This window comes from Bartonella sp. AP40SXNS, assembly GCF_042195825.1.
Taxonomy (GTDB): Bacteria; Pseudomonadota; Alphaproteobacteria; order Rhizobiales; family Rhizobiaceae; genus Bartonella.
This window is the reverse complement of sequence record NZ_JBHIPB010000002.1, coordinates 253,830-276,028: the sequence shown is the minus strand read 5'-3', so window position 1 is coordinate 276,028 and position 22,199 is coordinate 253,830. Positions and strand designations below refer to the sequence as shown.

The 22,199-nt window shown below is 38.0% G+C and carries 20 protein-coding genes; 15 read left to right on the top strand and 5 right to left on the bottom strand.

Features of this window, described 5'->3' with window-relative positions; translation table 11 throughout:
- Positions 1-63 precede the first annotated feature (63 nt).
- Entirely contained in the window at positions 64-591 is a 528-nt protein-coding gene (locus ACFILZ_RS02375) for a DUF6101 family protein (protein WP_375609082.1), read from the top strand.
- 1,086 nt (positions 592-1,677) lie between these two features.
- On the opposite strand, the gene purD is transcribed toward ACFILZ_RS02375, so the two are convergent.
- Positions 1,678-2,952: a phosphoribosylamine--glycine ligase gene (gene purD, locus ACFILZ_RS02370; protein WP_375606420.1), complete on the bottom strand. Its 1,275-nt coding sequence runs from the start codon at positions 2,950-2,952 to the stop codon at positions 1,678-1,680.
- A gap of 90 nt (positions 2,953-3,042) precedes the next feature.
- On the opposite strand from purD, the gene ubiA reads away from it, so the two are divergent.
- Entirely contained in the window at positions 3,043-4,047 is a 1,005-nt protein-coding gene (gene ubiA, locus ACFILZ_RS02365; protein ID WP_375606419.1) for a 4-hydroxybenzoate octaprenyltransferase, read from the top strand.
- Positions 4,048-4,485: 438 nt separating this feature from the next.
- Here the strand turns inward: ubiA and pdxH are convergent, their stop codons facing one another.
- Positions 4,486-5,109, bottom strand: coding sequence for a pyridoxamine 5'-phosphate oxidase (gene pdxH / locus ACFILZ_RS02360; protein WP_375609083.1), 624 nt, complete (start codon positions 5,107-5,109; stop codon positions 4,486-4,488).
- A gap of 321 nt (positions 5,110-5,430) precedes the next feature.
- On the opposite strand from pdxH, the gene ACFILZ_RS02355 reads away from it, so the two are divergent.
- From ACFILZ_RS02355 to ACFILZ_RS02320, 8 genes are all read left to right on the top strand, one after another.
- Positions 5,431-6,333: a DnaJ C-terminal domain-containing protein gene (locus tag ACFILZ_RS02355; RefSeq protein ID WP_375606417.1), complete on the top strand. Its 903-nt coding sequence runs from the start codon at positions 5,431-5,433 to the stop codon at positions 6,331-6,333.
- A 127-nt stretch (positions 6,334-6,460) separates the two neighbouring features.
- A complete protein-coding gene (gene fabI / locus ACFILZ_RS02350) occupies positions 6,461-7,279 on the top strand; it encodes an enoyl-ACP reductase FabI (RefSeq protein WP_375606416.1) in 819 nt (272 codons plus the stop codon).
- A 147-nt stretch (positions 7,280-7,426) separates the two neighbouring features.
- Positions 7,427-8,515: a chorismate synthase gene (aroC, locus tag ACFILZ_RS02345; protein ID WP_375610084.1), complete on the top strand. Its 1,089-nt coding sequence runs from the start codon at positions 7,427-7,429 to the stop codon at positions 8,513-8,515.
- 15 nt (positions 8,516-8,530) lie between these two features.
- Positions 8,531-9,643 carry a 3,4-dihydroxy-2-butanone-4-phosphate synthase gene (ribB, locus tag ACFILZ_RS02340; RefSeq protein WP_375610085.1) on the top strand — a complete coding sequence of 371 codons (1,113 nt, stop codon included), beginning with the start codon at positions 8,531-8,533 and terminating at the stop codon, positions 9,641-9,643.
- Positions 9,644-9,650: 7 nt separating this feature from the next.
- Positions 9,651-9,905, top strand: coding sequence for an exodeoxyribonuclease VII small subunit (locus ACFILZ_RS02335; protein ID WP_375606413.1), 255 nt, complete (start codon positions 9,651-9,653; stop codon positions 9,903-9,905).
- 236 nt (positions 9,906-10,141) lie between these two features.
- Positions 10,142-12,049: a 1-deoxy-D-xylulose-5-phosphate synthase gene (gene dxs / locus ACFILZ_RS02330; protein ID WP_375606412.1), complete on the top strand. Its 1,908-nt coding sequence runs from the start codon at positions 10,142-10,144 to the stop codon at positions 12,047-12,049.
- 16 nt (positions 12,050-12,065) lie between these two features.
- Positions 12,066-12,809 carry a TlyA family RNA methyltransferase gene (locus ACFILZ_RS02325; protein WP_375606411.1) on the top strand — a complete coding sequence of 248 codons (744 nt, stop codon included), beginning with the start codon at positions 12,066-12,068 and terminating at the stop codon, positions 12,807-12,809.
- A complete protein-coding gene (locus ACFILZ_RS02320; protein ID WP_375610086.1) occupies positions 12,806-14,059 on the top strand; it encodes a class I SAM-dependent RNA methyltransferase in 1,254 nt (417 codons plus the stop codon). The genes ACFILZ_RS02325 and ACFILZ_RS02320 overlap by 4 nt, the downstream gene beginning before the upstream one ends.
- Positions 14,060-14,605: 546 nt before the next feature.
- On the opposite strand, the gene tldD is transcribed toward ACFILZ_RS02320, so the two are convergent.
- Positions 14,606-16,024, bottom strand: a complete 1,419-nt coding sequence (gene tldD, locus ACFILZ_RS02315; protein ID WP_375606409.1) for a metalloprotease TldD — start codon at positions 16,022-16,024, stop codon at positions 14,606-14,608.
- Positions 16,025-16,133: 109 nt separating this feature from the next.
- The gene (locus tag ACFILZ_RS02310) at positions 16,134-16,673 is read right to left on the bottom strand and encodes an invasion associated locus B family protein (protein WP_375606408.1); all 540 of its coding nucleotides are present in this window, start codon (positions 16,671-16,673) and stop codon (positions 16,134-16,136) included.
- 344 nt (positions 16,674-17,017) lie between these two features.
- Here ACFILZ_RS02310 and cyoE point away from each other — a divergent pair, with 344 nt between their 5' ends.
- From cyoE to rnhA, 4 genes are all read left to right on the top strand, one after another.
- Positions 17,018-17,953, top strand: coding sequence for a heme o synthase (gene cyoE / locus ACFILZ_RS02305; RefSeq protein WP_375610199.1), 936 nt, complete (start codon positions 17,018-17,020; stop codon positions 17,951-17,953).
- A 171-nt stretch (positions 17,954-18,124) separates the two neighbouring features.
- Complete coding sequence (gene ispH / locus ACFILZ_RS02300) at positions 18,125-19,180, top strand: 4-hydroxy-3-methylbut-2-enyl diphosphate reductase (RefSeq protein WP_375610087.1); 1,056 nt, start codon at positions 18,125-18,127, stop codon at positions 19,178-19,180.
- A complete protein-coding gene (locus ACFILZ_RS02295) occupies positions 19,180-20,139 on the top strand; it encodes a homoserine kinase (protein WP_375610088.1) in 960 nt (319 codons plus the stop codon). Before ispH ends, ACFILZ_RS02295 begins: the two co-directional genes overlap by 1 nt.
- Before the next feature lie 5 nt (positions 20,140-20,144).
- Positions 20,145-20,612, top strand: coding sequence for a ribonuclease HI (gene rnhA / locus ACFILZ_RS02290; protein ID WP_375607806.1), 468 nt, complete (start codon positions 20,145-20,147; stop codon positions 20,610-20,612).
- Between the two features lie 27 nt (positions 20,613-20,639).
- On the opposite strand, the gene ACFILZ_RS02285 is transcribed toward rnhA, so the two are convergent.
- Complete coding sequence (locus ACFILZ_RS02285; RefSeq protein WP_375606403.1) at positions 20,640-21,518, bottom strand: protein-disulfide reductase DsbD domain-containing protein; 879 nt, start codon at positions 21,516-21,518, stop codon at positions 20,640-20,642.
- Between the two features lie 71 nt (positions 21,519-21,589).
- Here ACFILZ_RS02285 and ACFILZ_RS02280 point away from each other — a divergent pair, with 71 nt between their 5' ends.
- The gene (locus tag ACFILZ_RS02280) at positions 21,590-22,174 is read left to right on the top strand and encodes a YqgE/AlgH family protein (protein ID WP_375606402.1); all 585 of its coding nucleotides are present in this window, start codon (positions 21,590-21,592) and stop codon (positions 22,172-22,174) included.
- Positions 22,175-22,199: the final 25 nt, after the last annotated feature.

Below are 22,199 nucleotides of genomic sequence, written 5' to 3'. Positions count from 1 at the left end.
TAATCCAATGAGAAAAAGCTGCTAAAGGGTGTATGTTATTTAAGATAAATTGGGATAATGTATATGGCTAATCAATGCTTTAATCAGGCAAAAGCGGTGCTTGAATTTCGGTTAGATCCGTGCCATTTGCCACAAACTACGACATATTTTTCATCCAAAACGGGCAATAAGGTAATTTGTTCGTTAAATGAGCGTGGTGTTTCTTTTAAAACGGATATGCCTTCAAGCTTATCGCATTTAATACCTCCTTATCATTTTCAAGGAATTGCAGCACGTACCGTAAAAACGCGTTCAGGAGAAAGAGCTGTTGCATTAGAATTACTTCATGCAGATGAGGAAGCTTGTATACCGCTTTTGGTTTCCAGAGATTTGAATAATGTTCTTCTGGATTGGCGGTTATGGGCGGATACTTATGGCCTTCCCATGCTTATGATCAATGAAGATAATCGCATTCTGGTTGTAAAAGATCGTTCTGATTTACATCGATTTTTTGGTACAACATCGTATTCTAGACAAAAGCGTTTTTTACTTCGTTATAGCAATCCGTTCGGCTTGCGTTTGGTGATTGCGAATCGAATCGCACTCCAGTGATATTAATATGCATTCATTGTTGTACTACTATCAGCATTTATCTTGTTGTGCCGTAAAACATCGTTGTTTGGGGCGGTAACATAAGGGGTGTAAACTTCACACATGAAGTGTTTTTAGAAGATATGGCGAATATTCTTAAGTTTGCTTGTAGGTCTTTGTGTAAGTGCAGCATATGAGTGGGAAGCAAGAGGACCCCGCTCAATGAGAATTCAGACTTTTACAGACGGGATTTGGTGTGACTTTTGGTTCTTGAAAACAAAGAGGAAGTCAATGATTGTAAATGAGAGTTTTTTGACACCATACATTGGCAGCAGAAATCTATTATGTAAAACGCTTTTTTCGGAGAGGTGAAAACGGCTTTCGTAACAATAGAAACTGTTTTTTGCGGTATAATTTTGGGTTTTTGCCACATTATTAAAACATCAGAAAATTACTGGAAGTGTTTTTGAATTTTTTTTAATAAATCATTTCTCCATTTTGAATGAGAGCTTTGAATATTGCAGAACATTCTTATTTCATCTCTCTTTTATAATCAAAATCATTTAGATAGAAAGGGTTATCGTAATATTGAGAGTTGGAAAATACAAAGATGGTATCGGTTTTTATCTTTATTCCAGAAAGATGGCAGAATGGATTTATACTATTTGCAGGTAGTGTCATAAAATGGGAGTGATGAGCATGAGAGATATTGTTTAAGAATTTGTATGTGAATAACATAACTATCTTTTTTGGGCATTTTATTTTTCGTAAAAGCGGAATTTCATTAAAAAACGCGATAGATAAAAGAAATGATAGTATATATGTTTTTCTTCAGGATTTTTATAAGAAAGAAAGTGTTTATAAAAATGATGAGAAAATACGTTTAAAGTAAAGATAACAGTAAAATGATCATTTTATATTATATTCTCAGATTCAGAATTTTTTCCTATTTCATCATGAGTAGGTATCCTATTTACAATATTTGATTGTTCAAAGGAAAGCACACTCATTTTTTCAAAATTATGGTCAACGTAAAACAGTGAGAAAATTTGTGTATCATGCTCTTACGTGAAATCATCAAATCGTAAAAAAGAATAGTCAAAGGATTTAGTTTTTTCGCGCAATAGCTCGCCATCCGATATCGCGACGAACAAAACCCTCTGGCCAATCAATATAATCAACGGCTTCATAAGCACGTTTTTGTGCTTGCGTAATCGTTTTTCCTGTTGCTGTTATATTGAGAACACGTCCACCATTTGCAATGAGTTGTCCATTTCGTAATGCTGTACCAGCTTGAAAAACTTTCACATCGGGAAGAGTATCTATTTTATCAACGTTACGAATAACAGTCCCTTTTTGGGGAGAGTCTGGATAACCATTAGCAGCCATAACAACGGTGAGAGCAGTCTTTTCAGACCACTGAAGAGGTTTATTTTCAAGATTTCCTTGAGCTGCGGCAAGAAAAATTGGTAGAATATCATCTTTAAGGCGCATCATTAAAACTTGACATTCAGGATCACCGAATCGTACGTTAAATTCAATTAATTCGGGTCCTTTTTGCGTTATCATCAAGCCGACGAAGAGAATACCTCTAAAGGGGGCGCCCATTTCGTTCATGCTTTTTAAAGCTGGTTCAACAATTTCTTTAAGGGTACGATTCACTATTTCTTGGGTCATGATGGGTGCTGGTGAATAAGCACCCATACCACCGGTATTTGCTCCAGTATCTCCATCTCCTACACGCTTATGATCTTGAGCAGATCCAAAGGGAAGAGCAACTTTACCATCACAAAGGCAGAAGAAGCTTGCTTCTTCACCTTCCAGAAAAGATTCTACAACAATTTTGTTTCCTGCATCCCCAAATGCACTTTTGAAGCAGGCATCAACAGCGTTAAATGCTTCTTCTATAGTTGTTGCAACCACGACACCTTTGCCGGCAGCTAAGCCATCAGCTTTAATAACAATGGGAACACCTTGTTGATGAATGTAGGCTTTGGCTCTAGCGGCATCATTAAAGCATTGGTAACTTGCTGTAGGAATGTTATTCTTATGACATAAATCTTTTGTAAAAGCTTTTGAACCTTCTAGTTGAGCAGCTTTTTGAGTAGGACCAAATACACAGATGTTAGCGCTATTAAGAGAATCTGTTATACCTGCAACCAATGGTGCTTCTGGTCCTACAATCACAAGATCAATAGAATGTGCTTTACAAAAATCAATAATAAGGGGGTGATCATCAATGTCTAAATTAATATTTTCACCAAATTCTGTTGTTGCAGGATTTCCAGGAGCACAATATAACTTTGTTAGCAGTGGTGATGCTGCTATTTTCCATGCTAAAGCATGTTCTCGTCCACCTGAGCCAATAAGAAGAATATTCATTGCTTGCTCCTCTCATAGAAGATGATTAATTTCATCTCCTTCTCATAAGAATGAAATGTCTCTATCGCAAGACTAAAGGTAAATCATTTGATGAAAAAAAATAAAAATATCGCACCTGTTCAGTCCTATAATAGCCAAGGACGGGTTATGGATGCATCTTCCAAACAATGGGTCTATAGTTTACTTCCCTGTTCTTTATGGTTTTATGCGCAATTGGCGCGTTGGGATCGGCCTATCGGATGGCAATTGTTGATGTGGCCTTGTTTTTGGTCAACAACAATGGCTTTTCTCTCTTATGAAATGCATTATGATACTCTTTCATCAATGTTGCTTCATTGGGTTTGGTATCTTTTTCTTTTTTTTCTAGGATCCATCGCTATGCGAGGGGCAGGATGTACTTGGAATGATCTTATTGACCATAAAATCGATTCTCAGGTAGAAAGAACACGTTCTCGCCCATTGCCGACAGGTCATGTGAGTCGGTTTCAAGCAAAAGTTTTTATACTTGTGCAATGTTTGGTTGGTTTAGGCGTTTTATCACAATTTAATAGGTTTAGTTTTTTTCTCGGTATTTCGTCATTGATAGCTGTTGCATTTTATCCTTTTATGAAACGTGTAACATATTGGCCGCAGTTTTTTTTAGGCGTTGCATTTAATTGGGGGGCATTAATGGGGTGGGCTGTTGTCTTTGGAAGTTTAAGCTGGTCACCGATTTTGCTTTATGTGGGATCAATCTTGTGGACCATAGGATATGATACAATCTACGCCCATCAAGATAAAGAAGATGACGCTACGGTTGGTGTGCGTTCTACAGCACTTCTCTTCGGTAAAGAAACCAAGCGTGCTTTAGTATTTTTGTATGGTGGTTTTGTACTGTTCGTGAGTTTAGCATTTTATTTAGCTGAAGTCCCTGTTCTCAGTTTTTTTGGGGTTTTTGTGGCAAGTATCCATATGTTTATTCAAATTAAAGTTATTGATATAGATGACAGTGCGCAATGTCTCAGGCTTTTCAAATCTAATTCGCTTATTGGTCTTGTGATTTTTGCTGGTTTAGTATGTGGTGGTATATGGATGATGTTTTATCCTGCAGCTTAACAACAAATTAGATAAAATCATATATTCTGATGATGAGGAGAGGAATGAAAATACAAAGATACTTTCATTAATTTTAAAGTGTATTATTTTTTCATGTTCAAAGCTTTTTGTATTTTATGATTAGTTTTATTCCAGATCTTTCTGGTTTGAAATAACGATTTTTTCAAATTTTATTGAAAGTGCACTTTCTCTTATCAGAAATTACAAAAGTAAAATCATAATTTTTGCTGAATACCGTGTTTTCTCTTAAAAAAGCTTGTTGCGCATCTATTGTCTTCAAGCAATGCAGTAGGAGATATTATCAACCAACTTTTATAGTGAAAATAAAACTTTTCTATTGAATGGAAACTAATCATTTTGTTTTAGAAATTTGCAAATAGAAAATAGTCATTGAACCCTTAGGAAGACAAAATCTTCATAACGATAAAGCTTGAAGGATTAGGGATAAAGTTTTTGTTTTTTCCAATTGCTGTGTTCAACACAATCACGCGTAAAAAGCAGACGATCATGTAAACGAAATGGGCGATCACACCAGAATTCTATAGAAAGGGGTTTAACACGAAAACCAGACCAATACGGTGGTCGTGGAATATTGCCTACTGCATAACGTGCAGTATATTGAGCAATTGCTTTTTCGAGCACAAAACGATTGTCTAATGGTTGAGATTGTTTAGATGCCCATGCCCCAATTCGACTCCCACGTGGTCGCGATTGGAAATAGGCATCGGCTTCCTGTTGACTTACTTTTTCAACAATGCCTCTAATTCTGACCTGACGACGGAGCGATTTCCAATGAAAACCTAAGGATGCCTTCATTGATTTTAAAATTTCTTGTCCTTTACAGCTTTCATAATTGGTATAGAAGACGAATCCTTGGGGACTGTAGTCTTTGAGGAGAACCATACGAACATTAGGAAGTCCTGTTTCGTCAACTGTTGCGAGCGCCATAGCATTCGGATCATTTATTTCGCTTATTGTTGCCTCTTCAAGCCATTTTGCAAAAAGTTCAAAAGGTTTTTGCATTTGCATAAAATGATCATCTGTTGGTATTTTATCGCTCATAGTGTCTCCAAATGTCAGCGAGCATGGGTAAGGCATTTTCTTATTTACTTTGTCATCTCGAAGTAAAGTAGCATTTTTTCCTATTTTCAAAAAGTCAATGCTATCGTGTATTTTTATAGTGGTTTCATTATTTTTGTCTTTAGCATAGACGATAATGAGCTATATTAAATAAATATCTCATTTTATCTGGTATTTTAGTTTATTGATAGACATATAAAGAAAGAAGAAATTATTCTCTAGAATAGATTGATAAAGCTATGAGGGATATTGAAAACATATCCGTTGATATTTTGAAAACGAAAAAATTGAAAAGAGGGCAATATGCGTGATCCCTACACGATTCTGGGTGTGGCACGTACCGCAAAATCGCAAGAGATTAAATCAGCATTTAGAAAATTAGCAAAGAAGTATCATCCAGATCACAATAAAGATGATGCAAAGGCTAAAGAAAAGTTTGCTGAAATTAATCAAGCTTATGAAATTATAGGTGATAAAGATAAAAAAGCACAATTTGACCGCGGTGAAATTGATATGGAAGGAAAACCACTTTATCAAGCCTATGGTGCTGGTGAGAATTTTAACAATAAACAAAATCCTTTTTCAGGAAGAGCGAGAGGATTTGATTTTTCCTCTTCAGGTGGTGCAGGTTTTGATGCGAGTGATATTTTTCGCGATCTGTTTGGGGGAGGCGGTAGCTTTTCGAATTCCACACACTATAATCGCCCTCAACAAGGAGCACATATTCGTGCTAATCTTGCCATAACATTAGAGCAGATGGTTGGCGCAGAAAAGGTGGAAGCCGTTTTTCCTAATGGAAAAAAGTTAAAAATTAAACTTCCAGATTATATTGAAGACGGGCAAACTATTCGTTTAAAAGGTCAGGGAGAAGAGGTTCCTCATGGGCAAGCAGGAGATGCATTAATAACCATTCAGATTCAAAAACATCCTCGTTTTCGGGTTGAAGGAAGGGCACTTCATCTTGATTTACCAGTTTCTCTTAAACATGCTGTTTTGGGAGCAAAAGAAGAAGTTGAGACATTGGAGGGACGTGTGGTTTTAACGATTCCTGCTTGGTCAAGTTCTGATCGCGTTTTACGGTTGAAAGGAAAAGGACTTCGTTTAAAAAGTGGTACAAGAGATGATCTTTATGTGCATGTTCGTATTATGTTGCCGGAAGGTAAAAATGTTGCGCTAGAACAGTTTTTGCAAATGCAAAAAGATTAAATTTTAATTTTTTTATATATAAAGCATAGTTTTTGCTTGATTTTAAACCAATTACTTGAAGAAAAAGTTGACCTGTGTCATAGGCAAATGAATAATATTAATTTTAAGTAACAATGGGGCAGTGCTAATGGCTAAGGGTAATGGTTTATTGTACGGTAAGCGTGGCTTAATTTTAGGGTTGGCCAATAATCGCTCCATCGCTTGGGGAATTGCTAAAGCGGCGAGTAGCGCAGGGGCAGAGCTTGCTTTTACCTATCAGGGTGAAGCCATGAAAAAGCGTGTTGAGCCTTTGGCTGAAGAATTAAAGGGATTTGTTTGTGGACATTGTGATGTTTCTGACAGTGCTTCTATTGATTCAGTCTTTAGAGCCATAGAGAAGAAATGGGGCAAACTCGATTTTTTAGTTCATGCTATTGGTTTTTCTAATAAAGATGAATTAAGTGGTCGTTATGTTGATATCAGCGAATCAAATTTTATGATGACCATGAATATTTCCGTTTATTCCCTAACAGCTCTAACAAAGCGTGCAGAAAAGTTGATGCCGGATGGCGGTTCAATCTTGACACTGACCTATTATGGTGCAGAAAAGGTTGTTCCCAATTATAATGTCATGGGGGTTGCTAAAGCAGCTCTTGAAGCGAGCGTGAAGTATTTAGCGGTAGATTTAGGTCCCAAAAATATTCGTGTTAATGCGATATCTGCTGGACCGATTAAAACGTTAGCAGCTTCAGGTATTGGTGATTTCCGTTATATTTTAAAATGGAATGAATATAATGCTCCATTACGCCGTACAGTAACAATTGAAGAGGTTGGTGATTCTGCTCTTTATTTTCTTTCAGATTTGTCTCGTTCTGTTACTGGTGAAGTTCATCATGTCGATTCGGGTTATAATATCATAGGTATGAAAGCAGTTGATGCACCAGACATTTCTGTCGTTAAAGAATAAAGTTTGGTTTATAGGGTTTTATTGAACAGCGGTAATTTGACCAAATTAAAAGCGGCTGAGAGTATTTTGGAACAAAGAGCTGTCTTGTGTATAACTCAACATATGTTGTCGTTGGCGTATATTTGACAGAGAAACGGATCTTTTTTCATGTCGCATAATACATTTGGTCATTTGTTTCGTGTAACCACATGGGGAGAAAGTCATGGTGCTGCTCTTGGTTGTGTCATTGATGGTTGTCCGCCTGGAATTATTTTTACTCTTGCAGAAGTTCAAGCTTATCTTGATAAACGGAGACCAGGACAATCCGTATATACAACGCAGCGACGCGAATTGGATCAAGTAGAAATTCTTTCAGGAGCTATCGCTCAGGACGATGGGACGGCATTGGTTACAACAGGTACACCAATTTCTCTGTTGATTAGAAATACAGATCAGCGTTCGAAGGATTATAGCTCGATTGCCTATCAATATCGTCCAGGACATGCGGATTATACTTATGATATTAAATATGGACTTCGTGATTTTCGAGGAGGAGGGCGTTCTTCGGCACGGGAGACAGCAGCACGTGTTGCAGCGGGTGCATTTGCACGTAAAATTGTTCCTGGTTTGGTGGTTCGAGGAGCAGTGATAGCAATTGGTCCTCATAATATTAATCGTGATCGTTGGGATTGGTCAGAGGTTGATAAGAATCCTTTTTTTACACCTGACGCAGAGATGGTTCACATTTTTAGTGATTATATCAGTAAACTCCGTAAAGAGGGGACATCTGTTGGTGCTGTTGTTGAGATCATTGCAGAAAATGTTCCGGCAGGTTTAGGAGCACCTATTTACGCAAAATTAGATCAAGATATTGCATCCTTCCTTATGTCGATTAATGCAGTAAAAGGAGTTGAAATTGGGGATGGTTTTGCGGCAGCCCGCATGAGGGGAGAAGAAAATGCCGATGAAATGCGGATGGGAAATGATGGAAAACCACTTTTTTTATCCAATCATGCTGGTGGTATTTTAGGGGGAATATCGAGTGGACAGCCAATTGTTGCACGTTTTGCTGTCAAACCTACTTCGTCAATTTTAACGCCTCGTCGCTCTATTGATGTTGATGGTCATGATGTAGATGTTATAACGAAGGGACGTCATGATCCATGTGTTGGGATTCGCGCTGTTCCCATTGGTGAAGCGATGGTTGCTTGTGCTATTGCGGACCATTATCTAAGACATCGCGGTCAAGTTGGGTGAGTGAGAAGGTGAATAATGGTGTATGATGAAAAAAAAATTGTTTCTGCACTTAAAGCTTTTGAACGCGGTGAAATTGTTGTGGTGACAGATGATGATGACCGTGAAAACGAAGGTGATTTAACTGTTGCTGCTGTCCATTGTACAGAAGAAAAGATGGCATTCATCATTCGCCACACAACAGGGATTGTTTGTGCACCTATGCCAAAAGAAGAAGCACAACGGTTTCATCTTGCTCCTATGGTGCCAGATAATAATTCAGCACATCGGACTCAGTTTACTGTTACTGTGGATTTTAAACATGGGATAACGACGGGTATCTCCGCACACGACCGCACATTAGCGGTTCGCAATCTTGCTAATCCAAATGCTGGTGCTCACGATTTTATTCGTCCAGGACATATTTTCCCTTTGATTGCGCATAAAGGGGGTGTTCTTATGCGTTCAGGTCACACGGAAGCGGCTGTTGATTTATGTAAATTAGCTGGTTTACCGCCAGTTGGTGTTATTGGTGAGTTGGTCAATGATGATGGCAGTGTTAAACATGGAGATGAAGTTACAAAATTTGCACAGGAACATCGATTGCATATGATAACGGTTGCGGATTTAATCGCTTATCGTCAGCGCAAAGAAATGTTGATCAGGCATGTTGGAGAAATGGCTATTGAAACACCAGTAGGACCTGCTATTGTTCAGAGTTATCAACTCCCTTGGGAAACAGTTCAGCATGTTGCAATCGTTTTTGGTGATCTTGGTGATGGTGAAGATATTCCTGTACGTTTGCATCGTGAAAACATTATGAATGATGTTTTTGGTCAAGCGTCAGATGTTACCACTATCATGCAGCGTATGATGGAAAAAGAAAAACGGGGTGTTTTTGTTTATTTACGTGAAGGATCAGTTGGTATTGATGAAAAATCAGCTATGAGCATTCAGGAAATGGCAAAAGACGGTTCAGAAAACCATATACAGGCAATTGAACGTGAAGAAGAATGGCGACAAATTGGTTTAGGATCACAAATTTTGAAACATTTAGGAATCAGTTCTGTTATTGTTTACACTTCTAAAGAACGTCATTATTTAGATTTAGAAGGTTTTGGAATTCGTATATCCAGAATAGATATTTTGTGAGGTTCATATGAAAAAAGAAATACAAGAGGGGGATATTACGACCTTAAGTTTTGAGCAAGCGCTGAAGCAACTTGAAGTTATTGTTGAAAATTTGGAACGTGGCGATGTGCCTTTGGAACAATCCATAGATATTTATGAACGTGGTGAAGCGCTTAAAAAACATTGTGAAAAACTCTTGAAAGTTGCTGAAGCTAAAGTTGAAAAAATTCAACTTTCAGAGGGAGGTTCTCCAGAAGGAGTAGAACCACTTGATGCTCAATAATATTAAACTATTTTTGGATATTTATTGCGGGATTAAGCAGTGCAATAACCTTATTTATAGAAAGCAAATTTTATTGGTTTCTTTTTTATAAAATAAGTTAAAAATGAGAAAAATCATAAATCATCTCAAATAGAGATTTTTCAGTAAAAAAGATGCAAAACTGTCAATGAAAGAGTAGAGAAGATGTATTTTTATCGTTGCGTTCTCTTAAGTTAAGGTGATAGGAGGGAGTTTTTTTGTCTCATATCTTAACACCATTGCTTGACCGTATTTGTTTCCCGCAAGATTTGCGGGCTTTGCCTGAGTCTGATTTGGTACAGTTGGCTAATGAGTTGCGGGCAGAAACAATTGATGCGGTTTCTGTAACAGGTGGTCATCTTGGGGCAGGACTTGGTGTTGTTGAGCTCACTGTTGCATTACATTATGTTTTTAATACACCAGAGGATAGGATTATTTGGGATGTTGGTCATCAAACCTATCCACATAAGATTTTAACGGGGCGTAGAGAAAAAATACGTACATTACGTCAAGAGGGAGGATTATCAGGTTTCACAAAACGTTCAGAAAGTGTGTATGATCCATTTGGAGCGGGCCATTCGTCTACTTCTATTTCGGCGGGTCTTGGCATGGCGGTAGCGAGTGCTTTGAAGGCAGAGACAAGACGCAATATTATCGCTGTTATTGGTGATGGTGCAATGTCTGCGGGCATGGCTTATGAAGCAATGAATAACGCTGGTGCTTTGGATGCGCGCTTGATTGTTGTTCTTAATGATAACGATATGTCTATTGCACCGCCTACAGGTGCTATGAGTGCACATCTTGCACGACTAGTTTCTCGTCCTGCTTATCGTCATTTGCGTGAACGCGTAAAGATGTTGAGCGAAAAATTGCCAAAGTTTTTTTTGGATAAGGCACGTCGTTCAGAGGAATTTGCGCGTAGTTTTTTGGTTGGGGGAACGTTATTTGATGAGCTTGGCTTTTATTACGTGGGACCCATAGATGGGCACAATTTAGGGCATTTATTACCCGTTTTAAAAAATATTCGTGAATGTCCTAATGGTCCAGTTTTGGTGCATGTCGTCACCCATAAGGGAAAGGGATATCCACCTGCAGAAGCATCTTCTGATAAATATCATGGTGTTAATCGTTTTGATGTTACGACAGGAAAACAGGTTAAAGCATCAAGTAATATTCTACCCTATACCAAGGTATTTTCTGAAGCCTTATCAGAAGAAGCGCGCCATGATGATAAGATTGTGGGCATAACAGCAGCGATGCCAACAGGGACAGGCCTTGATGCTTTTGCAGAAAAATTTCCTGAAAAAATGTTTGATGTTGGTATTGCTGAGCAACATGCCGTAACTTTTGCGGCAGGACTTGCTTGTGAAGGGTATAAGCCTTTTGTTGCAATTTATTCTACTTTTTTACAGCGTGCTTATGATCAAATTATTCATGATGTATCAATTCAAAAATTACCGGTACGTTTTGCTATTGACCGAGCAGGTTTTGTGGGGGCAGATGGTGCAACACATGCTGGAAGTTTTGATATTGTTTTTTTGTCCACTCTTCCTGAGTTTGTTGTTATGGCACCTTCAGATGAGCTTGAATTGATGCATATGGTACGTACAGCTGCAGCCTATGATCAGGGTCCCATTTCTTTTCGTTATCCACGTGGTGAAGGTCTTGGTATAGATTTACCGCAACGTGGTGAGTTATTAGAAATTGGAAAAGGGCGCGTTCTGCGTGAAGGAAATAGGATTGCTTTGGTTTGTTTTGGAACGCGGATGTCAGAAGTGTTGCAAGCTGCTGATGCGTTGGAGGTTGAAGGATTATCTACAACAGTTGCAGATGCACGGTTTGCAAAACCTTTAGATAAGGATTTGATGCGTCGTTTGGCACGTGAGCATGAAGTTTTGGTGACAATTGAAGAAGGTGCAATCGGTGGGTTTGGAGCACACATATTACAATTTTTAGCGCAAGAAGGGCTCTTAGAGCATGGTTTGAAAGTTCGTACACTAAAACTTCCTGATGAATATTTGAGTCATGGTTCACCAGAAAAAGTTCTTTCACGTGTCGGACTTGATGCTATGGGTATTTTAAATACGGTTTTTACTGCTCTGGGACGCGAGATTCGAACGGGATAGAAAATTCAAGTATGAGATGGCTTCCAGAAAAAGGCTCGATATTCTTTTAGTTGAAAGAAACTTTTTTACGACACGTTCACGTGCACGTGATGCAATTATACGCAAAACTGTTAAAGTTAATGGCAAAATAGTTTTTAAAGCTGGGCAAATTGTTTTTGATGATGCAGAGATTTTTGTTTGTGATCCAGCGCAAAATTATGTGTCCCGTGCGGCATTGAAATTGATTTCTGCACTTGATGCATTTCCGATTGTAACCGATAAAGTGACAGCCATTGATGTTGGGGCATCAACAGGTGGTTTTACACAAGTTCTCTTAGAGCGTGGAGCGGCCCATGTCATTGCTGTTGATGTTGGGCATCATCAATTTGATGCACGTTTATTGGGCAACAGGGCTATAACGTTATTAGAAGGCTTAAATGTTAGAGATTTTCAACAGGAACATTTAGGCGGTAGGGAAATTGATCTTATCGTTTCCGACGTCAGCTTTATTTCTCTTAAACTTGCATTGCCTCCCGTTTTATCTTTAGCCAAGAAGGGTGCTCAAGCTGTTTTATTGGTAAAGCCTCAGTTTGAGGTTGGTCGTAAACACCTTGGAAAGGGAGGAATATTAAATCCATCAAGTGCTAAAAAAACCGCTGAGGCACTTTTTATCTGGTTAGATACTCAAACAGGGTGGCGTGCAAAAGGTTTACTTCCTTCACCCATTACAGGTGGTGATGGCAATGTGGAATATTTACTATTCGGAGAAAAACAAGAGTGAACGATAATGTGATAATCGACTATATTGGAGCAAATGGTTATGGTACTTCCAAGACGTCCCACGGTTTTATTTATGTTCCTTTTACTTTACCGGGAGAGTGTGCTGAAATTACTGTTCATGGAAAATATGCAACATGTATAGCATTAAAAGAAAAATCACCAGAACGTGTTGATGCTCTTTGTCAGCATTTTGGAGAATGTGGAGGGTGTGCTCTTCAGCATTGGCATACTGATGCTTATTGCGTATGGAAACGACAATTAGTTGTTGATGCACTTAAAAAGTATGGACTTAATAATGTTGTTGCGCCTTTAATAGAATGTAAACCCTATAGCCGACGTCGGATGACGTTAACAGCATCCATGACCCCACAGGGGCAAAAAGTTGGTTTTAATCGTTATCTCTCTCATGAGATTATAGCTCTTGAAGAATGTCCAGTGACGCGTTTAGAGATTATGTCTAAACTAGATGATATCAGGTCACTTTGTGCTCTTGTAAGCAATCATGCCAAACGGTTTCATATAACGATAACATCTGTTGAAAACGGTTTAGATATCGCTTTAAGCGGTTGTGTTATACGCGATGAGCGTGTTCGTCAGAAAATGATCAGTGCTGCTCTTTCATATGGGATTATACGTTTATCTGTTGACGGAGAAGTTTTGGTTGAGCAAGAAAAACCATTGGTTTATTTTGGAGATGTCCGTGTTGAATTTCCTTCTGGTGGTTTTCTTCAAGCAACTTGTGAAGCTGAACATATAATGGGCAATATTATTTTGACTCATTTAAAAAAAGCAAAGAATGCTCTTGATTTGTTTTCAGGGGTAGGAACATTTGCCTTGCGTATGGCAAAAAAGATGAATGTTCATGCAGTAGAAAATAATGAAGATGCATTAAGAAATCTAAATACAGCAGCATGTTTTGCAACTGGTTTAAAAACAGTCACTTGTGAAAAACGTGATCTTTTTCGCCATCCACTTTCTGTAAAGGAACTTGAGTGTTTTGAAAGCGTTGTTTTTGACCCTCCTCGCGCTGGAGCAGAGGAACAAGTACATGAACTGGCAAAGGCAACAATATCACGTGTTGTGGCAATTTCGTGTAATCCCGTTACATTTGCTCGTGATTTATCTTTTCTTGTTGCAGGGGGATATACAGTAGAAAAAATCATACCAATTGATCAATTTTTATGGTCGCCACATGTCGAAGTTGTTGCTGTTTTGAGCAAAAATAAAAAGAAGAAAAGTTGGAAGCTTTAGCCTGAAAGTTTTTTTGATATAATTCATTTGAGTATTATTATAAAATCTCTCTAAAATTTATCTACAATAATAACCTTTTTCTTTTCTTATTGAATGAAAGCACTGAATGTAGAAAGTGTTTTTTATTTTAAACTTTTTTATTATGAAACATAAAAGATAGTTGCTCCACTACTCCATACAAAAGACGAATGTATCATAAAGAAGGTGTATTTAAGCAAACACCATCGTAATATTGGCCACTTCCTAATGTTGCTATAGCTCTTGGCACTTGAGATGGTTCATTATAGGTATTTTTAGTTCTTTCTTGTACAGTTTTACTCCATGCATCTCCCCCCGCTTGTAACGTACAAACGAATAATCTTAATTGATTCAACAGACACAAATTTAAAATGAGAGAATCTTACGGTGTTCAAGGTTCTAATTTAAATATGAATAACGTTCAATTATCTTTATAAATCAATGTTTGTAGCAAAAATTCATCCTTCACAAGACCATCTTGATAAACGAGAAGGGGCAGTATTGAATATTGGGAAGGAATGAGCAAGCTTACTTCAACGCAGTTCCACCGATTGTCATATTATTAATCCGTAGATGAGGTTGTCCAACACCAACAGGAACGTTTTGTCCTGCTTTTCCGCACATACCAATACCATTATCCAGTTTACTATCATTTCCAATCATTGTGATACGTTTCATAGCATCCGGTCCATTTCCAATAAGAGTTGCGCCTTTAATTGGTGCACCAATTTTACCATTTTCTACTCGGTATGCTTCAGTACACTCAAAGACGAATTTTCCAGAAGTAATATCAACTTGTCCTCCACCAAATGAAACAGCATAGATACCACTTTTAAGTGAAGAAAGGATTTCTTCAGGTGTTTTATCTCCTCCTAGCATGATTGTATTGGTCATTCGTGGCATTGGTGCATAAGCATAAGATTCACGCCGTCCATTTCCAGTTGATTTACCTCCCATAAGCCGTGCATTAAGCCTGTCTTGCATAAAACCAACGAGTTTTCCATCTTCAATGAGAACGTTATATCCTGAAGGCGTCCCCTCATCATCGACAGTGAGAGAGCCACGGCGTTGTGGAATTGTTCCATCATCAACAACTGTAACACCTTTTGCCGCAACTTGTTGTCCTAAAAGTCCAGCAAAAGCAGATGTTTTTTTGCGATTAAAGTCACCTTCCAAACCATGACCTACGGCTTCATGGAGCATAACGCCAGGCCATCCATTGGCTAAGACGACATCAAAAGATCCTGCAGGTGCTGCTTCTGCTTCTAAATTTGTTAAAGCCATACGTAAGGCTTCATCCGCGGCTTCTTTCCAATTGTCTTCACGAATAAATTGGTTAAATGCTTGTCGTCCCCCACATCCATAGAAACCATTTTCACGTCGATTGCCTTCAGCGGCGACCACAGATATAGAAAGTCGTACGAGTGGACGAATATCACGAACCAAATATCCATCTGCACGTAAAATTTCAACATGTTGTAGCGAGCCGGAAAGAGAAACAGTCACTTGATGTAATTTATCATTTTTCGCACGTAAATAGGCATCAATTTTTTGCAAAAGAGCACTTTTTTCTTCAAATGACGGAGCATCAAGGGGATTATGCGGTTGATAAAGTCTCTTGTTTGTTTGTTGAGGTGCTACACTATAAGGTCCAGCATGATTATTATAGGTAACAGCTTTAGCTGCTTCACAAGCACGCTTGAGTGCAGCAGCTGATAATTCATTAGAATGTGCATATCCGGTAGCTTCTCCAGCAACGACACGCAGACCAAACCCCATATCTTGATGGAAAGAGCCGTTTTTAAGCTGTCCATTATCAAATAAAAGAGCTTCGCTTTCTGTATACTCAAGGTAAAGTTCGCCATCATCCGCATGATGAAGCGTTTCCTGTACAAGAGACTGCACTTTAGAGGAAGCAATATCAAAATGATCAATCAGCGATTTCATAAGAATTATCCTATTTTTACGGGGGATGAGAAGATTTTTATTGATCTAAATTAAGGGGCTCTCAAAATATACGATGAGATTTTAATTGTCCAATGTGTGTCGATTTTATTCATGTTGGTAAGGTTGCATAGGCGTCGCTAAGACCCTGAAGGTCAACCAGACCTCCAATTCCTTGCTCTGGAGTTGTGAAGATAAAATAGGTTGCCATTTTTCCTTTTAAAAAGAGTTGTAATATGTCTTCTTTCAGAAAAGCTTCAGCAACACAATTATCACCAAGACAACGACGATATTCCATTCTTCCCATATCTTTATCGTCAATTTTAATGCCAACACCAGGACGTAACTCAACGCGAATCGGAACAAAAACACGCATCAAAGCGCCTTGCTTTTGAGGAAGTTTATAAAAGGTAACGCGGAGGGTAATATCATGACGACCTTGTGTATGGACGTTTTGTACAACTTCACACTGCATATTAGGGGTACCTGGTGGTAGAGCACAAACCTTTGTCCATGCACCATAGGTTTGTGGAGCAGGGACATCTTGTGCATAGGGTGTTTGTGCAAATGCATGACTGATAAAACTACTATAAAGTGTGTAAAGAACAGCACCAATAAAAAAAGTTTTTTTGAGTAATTTATAAAGTATCACAGAAAATCCTATCCGACTCAACACCCAAAACCATGCATAGATTTACATAAAAAAATGAATTCCCCATAAAAAAACATAACACAAAATCAGTATTTACCCAAATATATTAATTCATATGATATATTTTTATGATACATTTGTAATGTGGAGAGAACGTTGATTGAAAAAATGTATTTTTATTGCCAATATTTCCATTTACTTTTAGGGGATACGTGCGAAAGAGATATTTCATATTTTCTCAAAAATACGATTGGTCTTAATTGGTCATTTCCATACGCTAGATAATATTTGTCAGATAATATTGGGTTTGTGAATGACAGAAATGGAAAAGAGCTTTGAGTGGAATGTCAGTTTCAGAAGAGTTATCGGTTGTGAATGGTAAATCAACGCCACCAAAATCCGGTATTGGTGATTACATCACATTATTAAAGCCACGTGTTATGTCTCTTGTGGTCTTTACGGCTCTGGTTGGTTTGCTTGTATCGCCTGTTCCTATCAATCCGTGGTATGGTTTTTTAGCAATTTTATGTATTGCTGCTGGTGGCGGTGGTGCGGGAGCACTGAACATGTGGTATGATGCTGACATTGATGCTGTGATGGAACGGACTAAAAAGCGTCCTATTCCCATGGGTAAAATCAGCTCTCAAAGGGCATTTATTTTTGGCATGGTTCTTTCTATGCTCTCGGTATTGGTTATGGGAAGCTTCATTAATTGGTTTGCGGCATTTTTTCTTGCATTTACGATTTTCTTTTATGTCGTTATCTATACAATTTGGTTAAAGCGTATCACACCACAAAATATTGTTATTGGTGGTGCTTCTGGGGCTTTTCCACCAATGATTGGATGGGCCGTGACAACAGGGACAGTGAGTATTGATAGCTTTTTATTATTTTTAATCATTTTTATGTGGACCCCCCCTCACTTTTGGGCTCTTTCTTTATTTTCATCTCTTGATTATGAGGCTGCAGGTATCCCTATGATGCCTAATGTACGAGGTGAACATTCAACAAAAAAACAGATTTTATTTTATGCTATTTTGATGGCATTGTGTGCTGCTGCTCCTTGCTTTACTGGTCTTGGCGGAATTTTTTATGGTATTTTTTCAACAGTTTTAAGCATTATCTTTATTTATTTTGCCTATCGTTTGTGGAAAGCTGATACACATAATGAAACTATTTTGATGGCAAAAAAACTATTTTTCTTTTCATTACTTTATTTGGCAGCTATCTTTGGGGTTCTTTTGATTGAATCTCTTGTTTGGTATTTTATCGCTCTTTAGGAGCGTGAAAATATAAAAAACAAATTTTAAAAGAGCTTTCCTACAAGAAGATACTATAAAGTATGTTTTTATGTAAAAGATGGTATTGCACGTTTTTTTGCATTGATTATTCGTGCATAAGGATAAGTTGTTTGATTATGATACTAAAGCTATAGAGATTAAGGATGATTTATGTCTGGACTTCCTCCTTTAACGATACGTCTTTGTGGTCCACGTGGATTTTGTGCAGGGGTTGATCGTGCTATCCAGATTGTTCTTCTTGCATTAAAAAAGTATGGTGTTCCAGTGTATGTTCGTCATGAAATTGTACATAACCGCTATGTGGTTGAGGGATTGCAGCAACGGGGAGCTGTTTTTGTTGAAGAACTTGATGAGATTCCAGAAGAATATCGCACTCAACCGGTTGTTTTTTCTGCCCATGGTGTACCAAAATCTGTATCAAAAGAAGCAAAACGCTATAATTTGTTTTATCTTGATGCAACATGTCCGTTGGTCTCGAAAGTTCACAAACAAGCGATACGGCATCAACGTCACGGTCGTCATGTTATATTGATTGGTCATGCTGGTCATCCTGAGGTGATAGGAACGATGGGACAGCTTGAAGAAGGGGCTGTGACGCTCATTGAAACGATAGAAGATGCTTTGCATTATCAACCAAGGGATCCAGATAAATTAGGATTTGTGACACAAACAACGCTTTCTGTTGAAGATACTGCAGGAATTATCGATATATTACAACAACGTTTTCCTACATTAGCAGCCCCAGCGGCTGAGTCAATTTGCTATGCGACAACGAATCGACAAGATGCGGTTAAAGCCGCGGCAAAAGGGAGTGATTTGTTTTTGATTGTTGGAGCACCAAATTCTTCTAATTCGCGACGTTTAGTCGAGGTTGCTGAAAAGTCTGGTGCGCGACAAGCTATTTTAGTTCAGCGCGCTGATGAAATTAATTTTGAAAACCTAAAAGCTCTTTCTGTTGTCAGTCTTTCAGCAGGGGCTTCCGCTCCTGAAATTATTATTGATGAAATTATTTCAGCATTTCGTGAGCGTTATGATGTCACAATAGAATTGGCTGAAACAGTGGTAGAAACGGAAAAGTTTTTAGTGAGTCGCGAATTACGTGATGTCATTTTAACCTCTCAAGATATGGCTTTTGTTAATGGTCAAGAAAATAGTACAAAAAATGAACATCAAAATACAGACATGTCTAAAACGAAAGCAGAATAATGGCCGTTTATACAGATATTCATCCAAATGATTTAAAAGCGTTTTTAACAGGTTACGCAATAGGGTCACTTTTGTCTTATCAAGGTATAGAGGAGGGGATTGAAAATTCTAATTTTATGTTGGAGACAACACAAGGACGATTTATTCTAACACTTTATGAAAAGCGTATTTCAAAAGATGATTTACCTTTTTTTTGTAGCTTAATGCAGCATTTAGGACAGCGTGGAATTCCTTGTCCTCAACCCGTTATTCAAAATGATGGCATGATGATCAGTGAACTAGCAGGACGTCCTGCTGCTATTATTACTTTTCTGGAAGGAGAGTGGATCCGCCAGCCCAATATAGATCATTGTGGTGAAGTGGGGACGGGATTAGCACAATTGCATTTAGCAGGACAGGATTTTACACTCAGTCGTAAAAATACTCTTTCTGTTATGGATTGGCAGGTATTGTGGCAACGTTGTCAAACACAAGAAGATGCATTATTAAAAGAATTTGGACAAAAAATTGAGTGGGAATTGGTTTTTTTACAAGAAAACTGGCCATTAAATTTACCAACAGGTATTATTCACGCGGATTTATTTAATGATAACGTTTTTTTTGTGAATCATCGTCTTTCTGGGATGATAGATTTCTATTTTGCTTGTAATGACTTTTTTGCTTATGATTTAGCGATCTGTTTAAATGCTTGGTGCTTTGAGCCTGATCATTCCTATAATCTTACCAAAGCACGTAAGTTATTGGAAAATTATCAAAAAATAAGACCATTGATCCCTTTAGAATTGGACAAGATGGTTTTATTAGCTCGTGGTGCATCTCTACGTTTCTTACTCACACGTCTATATGATTGGTTTAATACACCTCCTAATAGCTTTGTTATTAAGAAAGATCCATGGGAATATTGGCACAAGCTTTGTTTTTTCAGTAATGTAAATTCGCTAAGTGAATTAGGTTTTTAAATTTTATGGCAACTCAACAAAAAGTCGTTGAAATTTATACAGATGGTGCTTGCTCAGGGAATCCTGGAATTGGAGGGTGGGGGGCAATTTTACGCTGGAATGGTCATGAACGCGAGCTTTATGGCGGTAAGGTCCATACGACAAACAATCAAATGGAACTCATGGCGGCAATTTGTGCATTAAAGGCGCTTAAAGAGCCCTGTTTGGTCGACCTTTATACAGACTCAGTTTATGTGCGTAATGGGATATCTAAGTGGATTGAGGATTGGAAAAAGAATAATTGGCGCACCGCATCAAAAAATCCTGTTAAAAATATGGAGCTATGGCAAGCTCTTGAGGATGTTTGTTCTTGTCATACAGTCAGGTGGCACTGGGTAAAAGGGCATGCGGGACATCCAGAAAATGAACGCGCTGATGCACTTGCTCGCAAAGCAATTACGCAATATCGCAACAATGGACATTTTCCAGCATAATTGCTGTTTGAGAGCCTTTCTCTTTTATCACGGAGTTGTAAGAGAGGGGGGCTGCGTATGAAATATGAATGTTCCACTTAAGGCGTGATCTTTAAAAGAAACAGTGTAAAAAATTTTTTGGTTTATTTCTTCTGGTACGAAATAGATTGGAGCACTAAAGAGCGTATATTTCGCGTTATCACTGACTTTTTTTGCTGCTCCAATTTGCATTTCTCCTCCATCTAAAAAGAGAGAGGAAGGAGTTGTTTTGTCGTTATTTTTTATTTTTAGAAGAAGAGTATTGTTATTTTTTTCGGCGCTTATTTTGAGTGCATTCTGCATCATGCGAGGCAAAGAATCTTGGGCATTTTTTAAGAAGGAAAGGGGAAGATGTTTGTTTTTAAGAACAGATGGCGAAAAATCAAAGTTAATAGTCAATGGAAGACAGATTTTATTACATAGTCCGAGAGTGAAAGCCCCACTTAAATTTTTGCTTGAACTAGAAAGATTGAAGGGCAATGTTACTTTATCTTTATAGCCTAATGACCAATCATTTTCTGTTTCAAAAAGCTGTGGCGTCGGATAAAAGATTTCATAAGAAACTTGTTGATTGAAATTAAAAAATGGTGCCATGCCAGAATTACCTGGATTACGCCAGTAAGTTTTCCATCCTGGTTTAAGCACAATTTCAATAATACCTTCTCTTATTCCAGAAAGAGAAGGTTCAGTGATTGCTAATCGGATACGACCACCCTCTGATTCATACCAAGATGTTGCGAAAAGCTGGAGTTTTTGTTCTGTTTGAGCATTTACAGGAATGTTAAGTAATTTTAAAACTAAGAATGTTAAGCATAAAGTAACTAAAAGCTTTTTATAAAAGAAAGTTGCGATATTTTGTAAATTTGTAAATATGTGACTTTTTTTCATTGGAGTTTTATTTTCCTAGTGTACTAAATGAACAAACTTTTATCATGTAAATTATGGAGAATAGCAGATTAATGAAGCAGTGTAATGGCTTTTTGGGTGGTCAATTACTCATAGCAATGCCTGGAATGAATGACAAACGCTTTATTCGTTCTGTTATTTATATTTGCGCGCATTCTGATGCTGGTGCGATGGGCATCATTCTCAATCAATTGCATCATATTGATTTTCCAGAGCTTTTGCTTCACTTAGGAATCATAGACAGTGGCCAAAAAAAAAGTCTTTCTGAACCGATAAAAAATTTTCCAGTTCGCTATGGTGGTCCTGTTGATCCTTCGCGTGGTTTTGTCCTTCATTCAGATGATTATGCTTGTGAAGAAACTGTTTTTATTGCAGATAAGATCTGTTTTACTGCGACAATTGATATATTAAAAGCGATCAGTTGCGAACAAGGTCCGCAACATGCACTGGTCGCATTAGGCTATGCTGGATGGAAAGCGGGGCAACTTGAGGCAGAAATTTCTACAAATGGGTGGCTAATCAGTTCTACATCACCTAGTTTTCTTTTTGAAAGCGATTTAAGCTGCAAGTATGATAAAAGTTTAACACGCATGGGTATCGATCCAACTTATCTTGCTTCTGAAATGGGACACGCGTAGAGTTTTTTCTAAGCTTTTTAACTTT